At 58.8% G+C, this 11,646-nt stretch carries 8 protein-coding genes and 1 pseudogene; 4 read left to right on the forward strand and 5 right to left on the reverse strand.

What is annotated here, in order from left to right; genetic code table 11:
• Nucleotides 1-141 precede the first annotated feature (141 nt).
• From FQK12_RS21585 to pcaH, 4 genes are all read right to left on the reverse strand, one after another.
• Nucleotides 142-2,514, reverse strand: a complete 2,373-nt coding sequence (locus tag FQK12_RS21585; RefSeq protein ID WP_014229211.1) for a membrane-bound PQQ-dependent dehydrogenase, glucose/quinate/shikimate family — start codon at nucleotides 2,512-2,514, stop codon at nucleotides 142-144.
• Between the two features lie 292 nt (nucleotides 2,515-2,806).
• Nucleotides 2,807-3,730, reverse strand: coding sequence for a LysR substrate-binding domain-containing protein (locus tag FQK12_RS21590; protein WP_004850547.1), 924 nt, complete (start codon nucleotides 3,728-3,730; stop codon nucleotides 2,807-2,809).
• Nucleotides 3,731-3,902: 172 nt separating this feature from the next.
• Complete coding sequence (gene pcaG / locus FQK12_RS21595; protein WP_004850549.1) at nucleotides 3,903-4,523, reverse strand: protocatechuate 3,4-dioxygenase subunit alpha; 621 nt, start codon at nucleotides 4,521-4,523, stop codon at nucleotides 3,903-3,905.
• On the reverse strand, nucleotides 4,520-5,260 hold the full coding sequence (gene pcaH / locus FQK12_RS21600; RefSeq protein WP_004850552.1) for a protocatechuate 3,4-dioxygenase subunit beta: 741 nt from the start codon (nucleotides 5,258-5,260) through the stop codon (nucleotides 4,520-4,522). The genes pcaG and pcaH overlap by 4 nt, the downstream gene beginning before the upstream one ends.
• 239 nt (nucleotides 5,261-5,499) lie before the next feature.
• Here pcaH and FQK12_RS21605 point away from each other — a divergent pair, with 239 nt between their 5' ends.
• From FQK12_RS21605 to rimL, 4 genes are all read left to right on the forward strand, one after another.
• Nucleotides 5,500-6,843 (forward strand): VOC family protein, encoded by a 1,344-nt coding sequence (locus FQK12_RS21605; RefSeq protein ID WP_004850554.1) that lies wholly within the window; start codon nucleotides 5,500-5,502, stop codon nucleotides 6,841-6,843.
• Between the two features lie 42 nt (nucleotides 6,844-6,885).
• Nucleotides 6,886-8,394, forward strand: coding sequence for a carboxylesterase/lipase family protein (locus tag FQK12_RS21610; protein WP_014229212.1), 1,509 nt, complete (start codon nucleotides 6,886-6,888; stop codon nucleotides 8,392-8,394).
• Between the two features lie 330 nt (nucleotides 8,395-8,724).
• Nucleotides 8,725-10,380 (forward strand): glucan biosynthesis protein D, encoded by a 1,656-nt coding sequence (locus tag FQK12_RS21615; protein WP_004850560.1) that lies wholly within the window; start codon nucleotides 8,725-8,727, stop codon nucleotides 10,378-10,380.
• Nucleotides 10,381-10,456: 76 nt separating this feature from the next.
• Nucleotides 10,457-11,041, forward strand: a complete 585-nt coding sequence (gene rimL, locus FQK12_RS21620; protein ID WP_032693451.1) for a 50S ribosomal protein L7/L12-serine acetyltransferase — start codon at nucleotides 10,457-10,459, stop codon at nucleotides 11,039-11,041.
• A gap of 122 nt (nucleotides 11,042-11,163) precedes the next feature.
• Here the strand turns inward: rimL and FQK12_RS27725 are convergent.
• Nucleotides 11,164-11,646 (reverse strand): annotated as a pseudogene (locus FQK12_RS27725) (hypothetical protein); the annotation flags it as partial.

Raw genomic sequence — 11,646 nt, forward strand, 5'->3', positions numbered from 1 at the left:
TTATTGATAACCATTCGCAATAGTAACATAGCTGAATGAAAATGGCTTGCTTAGGGGGGCTGAAGATGATTTTGCCTTCGCGCCAGCCGCCACCGGGCGGTTCCCGGGCCGCAAAAAGGGCCCCGTTTGGGGCCCTGGCGGTTACTTCTGCTGCGGAAGCGCGTAGGCGATAATATAATCGCCGCGGTCCGGCGACTGGCGAGCGCCGCCCGCGTTGATGATGATGTACTGCTTGCCGGTTTTCGGCGATACGTAGGTCATCGGGCCGGACTGACTGCCGACCGGCAGACGCGATTTCCAGATCTCTTTCCCGTTGGCGGTATCAAACGCGCGCAGGTAGAAGTCCTGGGTGCCCGCGAAGAACAGCAGGCCGGACTGGGTTGATAACGAGGCGCCCAGCGTCGGCATACCGATAGGGATTGGCATATGCATGCGGATCCCCAGCGGGCCGGTGTCCTCAACGGTGCCCACCGGAACCTGCCACACCAGTTTGCCGGTTTTCAAATCAACCGCTGACATAGTGCCGAACGGTGGTTTCTGGCACGGAATGCCCAGCGGCGACAGGAAACGTTCGCGCATGGCGCCGAACGGCGTGCCCTCCATCGGCACAATCCCCATTTCGATACCGCTGGCGTCCTTCGCCACTTTGGCGCGCGGCACCATATAGTTGGCGAGGCCAAGGCGCATATCATTGACGAACATCAGGCTGTTGTTCGGGTCAACCGACACGCTGCCCCAGTTCATCCCGCCCAGCGAGCCGGGATACTGCAGCGAACGATCCTCGCCCGGCGGGGTGAAGACGCCCTGGTGACGCATCTCTTTAAACTGGATGCGGCACAGCAGCAGGTCGACAGGCGTCGCGCCCCACATATCCGACTCGGTCAGCGTCTCGTTGCCGATCATTGGCATGCCGACGGAGTAGGGCTGGGTCGGCGAGTAGCGCTCGCCCTTGACGTTGCCCGCCGGGACTGGACGTTCCTCAACCTTGGCGACCGGTTCACCGGTGGCGCGGTTCAGCATAAAGATCATGCCCTGCTTGCTGGTTTGCACCAGCACCGGCGTGGTGCCGCCTTTACCGTCAGGCAGATCGTACAGCAGCGGCTGGGAAGGCAGGTCGAAATCCCAGAGATCGTGATGGGTGGTCTGATAATGCCAGCGTACCTGGCCGGTCGTGGCGTCAACGGCCACGATGGAGGAACTGTATTTATCGTCCAGCGCGGTACGTTCGCCGCCAAAGAAGTCCGGCGTTGCGTTACCGGTCGGCAGATAAATCAGATTCAGCTTCGCGTCATAGGACATGGCCGACCAGACGTTCGGCGTACCGCGGGTGTAGGTCTGTCCGGCCGGCGGTTCGCCGGTCAGGTTCGGGTTGCCCGGATCCCATGCCCACGCCAGTTTGCCGGTATGAACATCATAGGCGCGAACGACGCCCGGGGGCTCGCCGGTGGAGAAGTTATCCGCCACGCGACCGCCAACCACGACCACGTTACCCGCCACCAGCGGCGTGGAGGTCTGCTGGTAGTAACCCGCTTTGATTTCCCCCATGCCAACGCTCAGGTCCACAATACCGTGGTCGCCGAAGGCGTCGCACAGTTTACCGTTATCGGCATCAATAGCGATCAGACGGGCGTCGGTGGTTGGCAGGAACAGGCGGCGGGAGCAGGCGGCCGGCTGCGCGTCGGCGGCAGGGGAAGCCTGGGCCTGGCTCTCTTCGTAATAGCCTAAGCCGCGGCAGCGCTGCCAGTTCGGCGCGGTGGCTTTTGAATCATAGCGCCATTTCTCTTTACCGCTATCGACATCCAGCGCCAGCACCTTGCTGTAGGGCGTACAGACGTAAAGCGTATCGCCAATTTGCAGCGGCGTATTCTGGTCTTCCGCGCCGGAGCCGTTGCTCTGCGGGATATCCCCGGTGTGGGCGACCCAGGCAACCTGCAGCTGGTCAACGTTCTGTTTGTTAATCTGGTCGAGGGCGGCGAAACGGTCGCCGTGGGTGGTGTTGCCCCAGTGCGCCCAGTTTTTCTGCTGCTCGCCCGCGGCGACCGGTTTAACCGGCACCGCCTCGCTGGCGCTGACCAGCGGCTGGGATTTAAACATCCAGCCGAAACTGACCAACAGTACCACCGCCAGCACCGCTGCCAGGCCAAACGCCGGCCCTTTTTTCGCCGGCTCCCGGGACAGAAACGGCCAGACCAGCGCGGCAAGGAAGGCCAGTACGCCGAGCGCGAACAGGCGCGAGAACAGCGGCCAGTAGGTCCAGCCGGCATCGCTAATGGCCCAGACGATCGAGGCGATAAACGCTATCGCGTACAGTATGATACCGCCGCGACGGCTGCGGAAAATGAGCACCGCGGCGATAACCATCACCAGGCCCATAATCGCAAAATAGAAGGTCCCGCCAACGGAGGCGAGCTTTGCACCAAGAATACCGATAGCCAGGCCGATGATCAGCATCAGCCCGGCGAGAAGCCACTGCAGGACCCGGGGGAATCCTCGCGGCGCGTTGCCAGTTGCCATTTTTTCTCCTTAACCACCCCTGAACAGGCGTGAACCAGATGAATCAATTTCTCAAGTGAAGGCTTTTGAATGAAGCGATGTTGACCTTCATAAAAGCAGGTTTTTTACTATTATTGATTTCGAGTGAACCATTTGGTGAAATCGTGGCTATGATAGATCTGTTAAAGAAATTTACGCAATTGTTAATGAATGATTTCGCACTAATTGATTATTGTGGTGAATATGGTAGGTGCGAAAAGGAAATCAGGCGGTCAGATCTCCCCGACGCGGGTAACTGTCGGGGAGAGGGCGATCAGACGGGCATCGATTTACGAATGGCGCTCAGCAGGGTTTGTGTTCCCGCGGTGAGCGTGGCGTCCACTCGGGTGAGAATACCTATCGGTTCGCCCGCGCCCTGGGTGGGCACCGGCAGCGCGGCCAGCAGCCCACGGCGCAGGTCGTCTTTGACCGCACCGGAGGGGACAAACCAGACGTAGTCGTAATCGACGGTGAGCTGGCGCGACAGGGAAGCCGACAGCGTCTCGATGCAGCCAGACGGAATTTTGCAGCCCTGGCTTTGCAGCAGGGTTTCGGCGTTCTGTCGCGGCAGCGTACCTTTGGGCGAAACCACCACCGGCCACTCCATGACCCGACTCAGCGTAACCGTTTCCTGCAGCAGCGGATGCCCCGGACGAACCACCAGCTTCAGGGATTCGAGAAACAGCAGTTCATAGTTCAACCCGCTCATCAACTCCGGATCGGACATCCGTCCGATACCGATATCGATTTCTCCCGATTTGAGTCCGGCCAGCAGCATGGTGTTATTCATGGTCGCCACCTGCAGGGTGATATCTTTTTGCTGCTGATGGAACTGGCCGATCACCGAGGGCAGGATCCCCAGCGCGGCGGTGGGGAGCGCCCCGATGCGCACGATATCGCTGTTGAGGCCTTCTTTACGGTTTAGCGCCTGTCCCGCGGTATTGAGCGCGTCGAGCACTTTAACCGCGTGGGTGAGAAACTGTTCGCCGACCAGCGTGAGCTGCGCGCCGAGGCGTCCACGCTCAAACAGCCGGGTACCGGTCAGCTGCTCCAGTTCGTTTAGCGTTTTAGATAAAGCCGGTTGACTCAGATTTAAGGTTTCAGCCGCACGCCCAAGAGTTCCCTGTTGAGCGACGGCCACGAAAGTATGTAGATGGCGCAAGCGAATGCGCTGACTGAAAAGACCATTTTTTTGCATAATCAATGTTAAAAACAGAGGCGTCCCAGTGACAAGTAAGGGCGATTAAAATTGTTAACTTCATAGCAAAATATTATTAACATTTTATATTATTATTTTACAAGTTGATTTTATTGAGTTTGCCATATAGCGTCGCCCCTGACCGGCAGGGGCGGAAAAAGGAAGAAAAAACTCAGATATCGAAGAAGACGGTTTCGTTTTCGCCCTGCAGGTGAATATCGAAGCGATATACGATCTCCGCGCCGCGGACCTCGCGCTGCGCGATGAGGGTCTGGCGACGCACTTCCCACTCAATCAGATTCAGCACCGGGTCGACCTGGTTGGCATCCTGCTCGTCGGAAAAGTACATCCGCGTGTTGAGGCCAATATTAATCCCGCGGGCGACCACCCACAGATTAACGTGCGGCGCCATGGTGCGCCCATCGCGACCTACCACGGCCCCGGGTTTAATGGTTTCGAAGCGCCAGACGCCGCTGGTGAAGTCCGAGCAGCTGCGTCCCCAGCCGCGAAACGCCGCATCCAGCTTCTTGCCCTGCTGTCGGTCGTCGGGATGGTTATAGCGCCCGGCGGCGTTGGCCTGCCAGATTTCCAGCAGCACATCGCGCACCGGCGTGCCGGAGCCGTCGATGACTCTGCCTTCGATAGTAATGCGTTCGCCCTCGGTGTCTGCCGTTGTCAGCGTCGGGCCAAAATTTTTCTCAAAGATATGGAAACCGGCGGCGTCCGGCGCGAGGCCGATATGCACATAAGGGCCGGCGGTTTGTGACGCGGTTTCAGGTAAATAATCTTTCATCGGGCGGCCCCCTGCGTGCGGTTTTCAAACAGCGTTGCGCGATGGCCGCGCAATACGAGATCAAAACGGTAAGCCAGAGAGTCCAGCGGTACGGCTGCATGGGTATCCAGCTCGGCGATTAATGTCCTGATGGCATCATCGTTATTGATGGTTTTGACAATAGGACACTGTTTAATCAGCGGATCGCCTTCGAAATACATCTGCGTGATCAGACGCTGTGCCCAGGCGTCGCCGGAGAGCGAAAAGTGAATATGCGCCGGACGCCAGTCGCTTACCTGGTTGCGCCACGGATAGGGGCCGGGCTTGATGGTGCGGAAACAATAGTAGCCGTTTTCGTCTGTCAGCACCCGTCCGCAGCCGCCAAAGTTCGGGTCGATAGGCGCCAGGTATTGATCTTTCTTATGCCGGTAGCGTCCGCCCGCGTTGGCCTGCCAGACTTCGACCAGCGTATTTTTCATTGGTCGGCCAAATCCATCGCGAACGTAGCCGTGGACGATTATCCTTTCGCCAATCGGCAGGCCGTCTTTGGCGTAGTTGAGGATCAGGTCGTTATCGAGCGCGCCGAGATCGTCGCTGCTGAACACCGGTCCGGTGATTTCAGAAAGGGAATTCTGCAGGGAAATGAGCGCATTGCGCGGCGAGCGCAGCACGCTGGTTTTATAGCCCGGGGCGTAAGCGGGAGGATGGCTGCTGTAGTCGCGGTGCAGGACCTCGCGCGGTGACCATTTGTCGTTCATGAGGGTACTCCATATTATCGGTAGAGAGGCATGTTGTTGTAATGTCGCCACTCGCAGTGTGTGTAAATGTTTTGTTAATTTAAAGTGAAATTAAAGGGTGTTTAACATAACCGGCGGTTATGAAGTGAGCGGTTGAAAATAAACCGGCCAGCTACCGGCATCACAGTTTGTAAATTCTTCCCGCCGTCTGCAGAGAGCTTTCCTACACTCCAGGGAGAATTCACTGGAGGTAAGACATCATGGCGAACACCATCACGGCTGATGAGATTCGGGAAAGCTTTTCGCAGGCGATGTCGGCGATGTACCAGCAGGAAGTTCCGCAGTACGGGACGCTACTGGAGCTGGTGGCCGACGTTAACCTGGCCATACTGGAGAATAACCCGACGCTGCACGAACAACTGGCCAACGCCGATGAACTGGCGCGGCTGAACGTTGAACGCCACGGCGCGATCCGCGTCGGTACGGCGGAGGAACTGGCGACCTTGCGTCGCATGTTTGCCATTATGGGAATGTATCCCGTCAGCTATTACGATCTGTCGCAGGCCGGCGTACCGGTTCACTCCACCGCGTTTCGCCCCATTGATGACGCCGCGCTGGCGCGCAATCCGTTTCGCGTTTTTACCTCGCTTCTGCGACTTGAACTTATCGCCAATGAAGCTTTGCGTCAGCGGGCGGCGGATATCCTTTCCCGACGCGATATCTTCACGCCGCGCTGTCGTGAACTGATCGCGTTACATGAACAGAAAGGGGAGTTTACCGCCGCAGAGGCCCGCGAGTTTGTGCAACAGGCGCTGGAAACCTTTCGCTGGCATCGACACGCCACCGTCGATGAGGAAACCTATCACGCGCTGCATGAAGAGCACCGGCTGATTGCCGATGTGGTCTGTTTCCCCGGCTGCCACATTAATCATCTGACGCCGCGCACCCTGGATATTGACCGGGTACAGGCGTTAATGCCCGAGTGCGGTATCGCGCCAAAAGCGTTGATAGAAGGGCCGCCGCGCCGCGATGTGCCCATTTTACTGCGCCAGACCAGCTTTAAGGCCCTTGAGGAGCCGGTGATGTTTGCCGGAGAGCATAGAGGCACGCATACGGCTCGCTTTGGCGAAATCGAGCAGCGCGGCATCGCCTTAACGCCGAAGGGCCGCGCCCTGTACGACCGACTGCTTGGCGAGGCGGGGGTGGGCAAAGATAATCTCACCCATCAGCGTCATCTGCAGGAGGTGTTTAGCCCATTCCCGGACAGCGAATTCCTGCTGCGTCAGCAGGGGCTGGCGTACTTTCGCTATCGCCTGACGCCCGCCGGCGAAGCGCACCGTCAGGCGTTTCGTCCGGGCGACGATCCGCAGCCGCTGATTGAACGCGGCTGGGTCATCGCACAACCGATTATCTATGAAGACTTTTTGCCGGTCAGCGCCGCCGGGATTTTTCAGTCTAACCTGGGCAACGAGATACAGACCCGCAGCCACGGCAACGCCAGCCGCCAGGCCTTTGAGGAGGCGCTGGGCTGTCCGGTCTATGATGAGTTTGCCCTTTATCAACAGGCGGAGGAGCGCAGTAAACGACGTTGCGGTCTGCTGTAAAATCAGTACTCTGCTGGCATGAGTTGTTAAAGGAAGCAGGCCATGCAGAATCCGTCTACCCCGCTGGTGAAAACCCGGCAGGGCACCCTATCCGGCACCGCTGAAGAGAACATGCATATCTGGCGCGGTATACCCTATGCCGCGCCGCCCGTCGGCGATCTCCGCTGGCGCGCGCCGCAGCCTGCCGCCCGCTGGCAGGGCGTGCGCCGGGCGGAGAGTTTCTCAGCCTCCAGCTGGCAGGATATTGAGTACTGTCGTGAGCTCGGCGGCGGCGATCCCGGCCGCTTTTCCGAGGATTGCCTGTACCTTAACGTCTGGTCGCCCGCTTCGCGCGCGCAGCCGCTGCCGGTGATGGTCTGGCTGCACGGCGGCGGCTATACCATCGGCGCGGGAAGCTTACCGCCCTATGACGGTAAAGCCTTAGCGTCCCGTGACGTGGTGGTGGTGACGGTTAACTACCGGCTGGGGCATCTGGGCTTTTTTGCCCATCCGGCGCTGGAGGAAGAAGAGGGGGAGCGCATCTATAATTTCGCGCTGCTCGATCAGATCGCCGCCCTGCAGTGGGTTCAGGAGAACATACACGCCTTCGGCGGCGATGCGGCCAACGTGACGCTGTTCGGCGAGTCCGCCGGGGCGCGCAGCGTGCTGTCGCTCATGGTTTCGCCAAAATCCAGAGGGCTGTTCCATAAGGCGATTATTCAGAGCGGCTATACCTTGCCGGATCTGCCGCGGGAAAAGGCGCTGGCCAAAGGGCAGCTCATCGCGGAGCACTTCTCTTTACCGCAGGCCAGCGCCGAACAGCTGCGGGCGATTCCGGCGGACGCGTTCTGGTCGCTGACCGCACCGCTTACCATCGGCCCGGCGCCCATTGTTGGCGATGCCGTACTGCCGCAGCCGATGCTGGAGACTTTTTTTAGCGGGCGTCAGCACCCGCTGCCGGTGATGATTGGCTCGAACAGCGATGAGGCCAGCGTCATGGCGGTGTTTGGCGTCGATATCGCCGGGCAGATCCAGAAGCTTCGCCGCGAACGCCGTTTTGGTCTCGGTTTGATTAAGCTGCTCTATCCCGGCGTCAAGGGCGATGAGGCATTAGGGCGTGAAGTCTGCCGCGATATGGCCTTTACCACCCTGGGTTACGTGGTGATGCAGGCGCAGCAGCGGGTAGGGCAACCGTGCTGGCGCTACTGGTTTGACTACGTTGCCGAGGCGGAACACCAAACCTATCCGCACGGCGCGTGGCACGGTAATGAAGTGGCGTACGTTTTTGACAATCTGGACCTTGCCGAGCCGGTGCGACAGTATGCGAACGATCGCGACCGGACCTTTGCCGCCCGGGTTGCCGACTATTGGGCTAGCTTTGCCCGTGTAGCGGGTAACGGCTGCCACGAGCTCTCCGGGCCGGTGCGCTGGCCCGCCAGCGTGCGCGGACGGGACCGTCTGTTGCGCATCGGTTTGCACAAGCGGGCCGGTTTTAAAGTGGAAAACCGCTTTATGCGCGCGCGTCTGGCGCTGTTTCGGCGGGTGATGAAGCACCATGTGACGCTGGATTAACGCTGTCCGGAAGATCTCCGTCTGCCGCGGGACGTTTTTAACCTTCTGCAGCAAAAATAATCGCCTGCGCGGCCAACGTTCGTCTGGCCGCTTCCTGTTTTGCTTTGCCGCCGCGGTATTTAGCATGAAACGCCGCCGGTTGGTGAAATCATCGCCGCCCCCCGGATATCGGTAATTCGGTCTGGTCCGGTGGACATATTTTTTTCACGCATTTCTGCCGTCAACAATTGGATTATCAATCATTTTTGTCTAGAGTGAGCGACATTCACGACGCATGGGTTTGTTACGTCGCGTCTCAATTCACATATGAAGAAGGATGCTCTCTCAGGCATGAACCGCAGACGTTTTCTCAAATCTTCCATGGCTGTTGCCGCCGTATGCGGAACGTCAGGAGTTGCCTCTCTATTCTCGAAAGCGGCCTTCGCCGAGGACTCGGGAATTGCCGACGGCCAGACCCGTCGCTTTGACTATTCCGTACTTCAGTCGATGGCCCACGATCTTGCGCGTCAGCCCTGGGGCGGCGCGCCGCGCGATCTGCCGCCAACCCTGGCAAACCTGACCCCGCAGGCCTACAACAGCATTCAGTATGATGCTGCGCACTCCCTGTGGAGTAATATCGAAGAGCGCAAGCTGGATATTCAGTTCTTCCACGTCGGGATGGGGTTCCGCCGCCGCGTACGGATGTTCTCCCTGGATTCACAAACCCAGCAGGCGCGGGAAATTCACTTCCGTCCCGAGCTGTTTAAATATAATGACGCCGGCGTCGACACCAAACAGCTGGAAGGCCAGAGCGATCTCGGCTTTGCCGGGTTCCGCGTGTTTAAGGCGCCGGAGCTGGCGCGCCGCGATATCGTCGCCTTCCTCGGCGCGAGCTACTTCCGCGCGGTAGACAGCACTTATCAATACGGACTCTCCGCCCGCGGCCTGGCGATCGATACCTTTACCGATACGCCGGAAGAGTTCCCGGACTTCACCTCTTTCTGGTTTGAGACCGTGAAACCGGGGGCAACGGTATTTACCGTCTATGCGCTGCTCGACAGCCCAAGCGTCACCGGCGCCTATAAGTTCGTGGTTAACTGTCAGGAGACGCAGGTGATTATGGATGTGGAAAACCACATCTACGCGCGTAAAGACATCAAACAGCTGGGCATCGCGCCGATGACCAGTATGTTCAGCTGCGGCAATAACGAACGGCGGATGTGCGACACTATCCATCCGCAGATCCACGACTCCGACCGCCTGTCGATGTGGCTGGGCAACGGCGAGTGGGTGTGCCGCCCGCTGAACAACCCGCAGAAGCTGCAGTTCAACGCTTTCCAGGATAAAAATCCGCGCGGTTTTGGCCTGCTGCAGCTGGATCGCGACTTCTCCCACTATCAGGACATCATGGGCTGGTATAACAAACGCCCGAGCCTGTGGGTGGAGCCGCGCAACCAGTGGGGTAAAGGGGCCGTCAACCTGATGGAGATCCCGACGACCGGTGAAACGCTGGACAATATCGTTTGCTTCTGGCAGCCCGAGAAGCCGGTGAAAGCCGGGGATGAGCTGGACTTCCGCTATCGACTCTACTGGAGCGCGCAGCCGCCGGTCCGTTCGCCGCTGGCGCGGGTATTGGCCACGCGTACCGGAATGGGCGGTTTCCCGGAAGGCTGGGCGCCGGGTGAGCACTACCCGGATAAATGGACCCGTCGTTTTGCTATCGATTTTGTCGGCGGCGACCTGAAGGCCGCGGCGCCAAGAGGCATTGAGCCGGTGATTACCCTGTCGAGCGGCGAAGCGAAGCAGATAGAAATTCTCTACGTGGAACCGTTTGATGGCTATCGCATCCAGTTTGACTGGTACCCGACCTCGGATTCGACCGACCCGGTCGAAATGCGCATGTTCCTGCGCTGCCAGGGGGAAGCGATCAGCGAAACCTGGCTCTATCAGTACTTCCCGCCAGCGCCAGACAAGCGTAACTATGTTGACGATCGGGTAATGAAATAATTGCCCTTTATTCCGCCCGCTAAGGTCACTTAGCGGGCGTTTGTTTTTTAATCAGACTATTAAATCAGAGTCCATTATGACTGACGAAAACGCGCCTGCGAGAGAAACTATCCCCGTCACCGAGTCGCTTTCTCTGCGCGCTGTGGATGAAAGCCACGTCGCTGAGCTGCATCAGCTGGTGATCAAGAACCAGCGCTGGCTCCAGCAATCGCTGAGCTGGCCCGCTGAAGTTAGTCACGAAGACGAAACCCGCCGCCACGTGCAGGGCAACGTGATGCTGCACCAGCGCGGTTACGCCAAAATGTTTTTGCTCTTTCTGCGAGAAGAGATCGTCGGCGTGCTGTCGTTTAACCAGATTGAGCCGATCAATAAGACCGCATACATCGGCTACTGGATTGATGAAAGCCACCAGGGGCAGGGGCTGCTTTCTCAGGCGCTGCAGGCGCTGATGGACGCTTTTGCCCGCAGTGGGACGGTTCGCCGCTTCGTGATTAAATGTCGGGTAGCAAACCAGAGAAGCAATCAGGTCGCCCTGCGTAACGGTTTCACCCTCGAAGGGTGCCTGAAGCAGGCCGAGTATCTGAACGGTTCGTACGATGACCAGAATATCTACGGGCGCATTATTGATTGTGACACCGGGCAATTCCCGGCTCGCGGCTGACGCCTTGCCCGGGCTACGGGCCGCGCTGAGATGTAGCCCGGGCAAGGCGCGTTGAGCGCCGCCCCCCGGGGAACAGCGCGCAGGGGCCTGAAGCTGATAAACCACGCGGTCGGGAGCAAAGGTTATAGAAAGCCGACAATGGGCGTGCGGGTAAAAAGTTCGTCGCCGTTTATCACTTTCTCCCCTCTGATAGAAATGGCGTCTCCCGCGCTGGCTTCAATTCGCGCTCTGTCGCCGATCGTCACCTGATGTTCAATCACCACATCGCCGCAAATGACCGCATGGCCTTCAATTAACACGCTATCGTCCAGCAGAATCGGCCCGCCGAGCAGGTGCGCATGCCCACCGACCATCACCCGATGCTTCAGCAGGCAGTTGCCTTCGACCACCGCGTGCTCCGCCACCTGCGAGCTGTAGCGTAGGGTGGGGATGGCGTCTTCTTCCCGTCCGGCGGTAATCCTCGCGTGACCATAAACGCGCGCGTTATCGCAGACCCAGACGTCGTTCTCTTCATTACCTTCCAGCCGCGCATGATCGAAAATTTCCGCCCGGTGCTCGACAAAAGCGTGTTCGACAAACGCATCGCCGTAAATTTGTGCCTGGTG

This window comes from Klebsiella sp. ME-303, assembly GCF_007910085.1.
GTDB classification, from domain to species: domain Bacteria; phylum Pseudomonadota; class Gammaproteobacteria; order Enterobacterales; family Enterobacteriaceae; genus Klebsiella; species Klebsiella michiganensis.

What these genes read in the sequence shown, in the direction of transcription:
- rimL (WP_032693451.1), top strand. Translation starts at nt 10,457, where the DNA reads ATGACTGACGAAAACGCGCCTGCGAGAGAAACTATCCCCGTCACCGAG.
- FQK12_RS21615 (WP_004850560.1), top strand. Translation starts at nt 8,725, where the DNA reads ATGAACCGCAGACGTTTTCTCAAATCTTCCATGGCTGTTGCCGCCGTA.
- FQK12_RS21605 (WP_004850554.1), top strand. Translation starts at nt 5,500, where the DNA reads ATGGCGAACACCATCACGGCTGATGAGATTCGGGAAAGCTTTTCGCAG.
- FQK12_RS21585 (WP_014229211.1), bottom strand. Translation starts at nt 2,514, where the DNA reads ATGGCAACTGGCAACGCGCCGCGAGGATTCCCCCGGGTCCTGCAGTGG.
- FQK12_RS21610 (WP_014229212.1), top strand. Translation starts at nt 6,886, where the DNA reads ATGCAGAATCCGTCTACCCCGCTGGTGAAAACCCGGCAGGGCACCCTA.
- pcaG (WP_004850549.1), bottom strand. Translation starts at nt 4,523, where the DNA reads ATGAAAGATTATTTACCTGAAACCGCGTCACAAACCGCCGGCCCTTAT.
- FQK12_RS21590 (WP_004850547.1), bottom strand. Translation starts at nt 3,730, where the DNA reads ATGCAAAAAAATGGTCTTTTCAGTCAGCGCATTCGCTTGCGCCATCTA.
- pcaH (WP_004850552.1), bottom strand. Translation starts at nt 5,260, where the DNA reads ATGAACGACAAATGGTCACCGCGCGAGGTCCTGCACCGCGACTACAGC.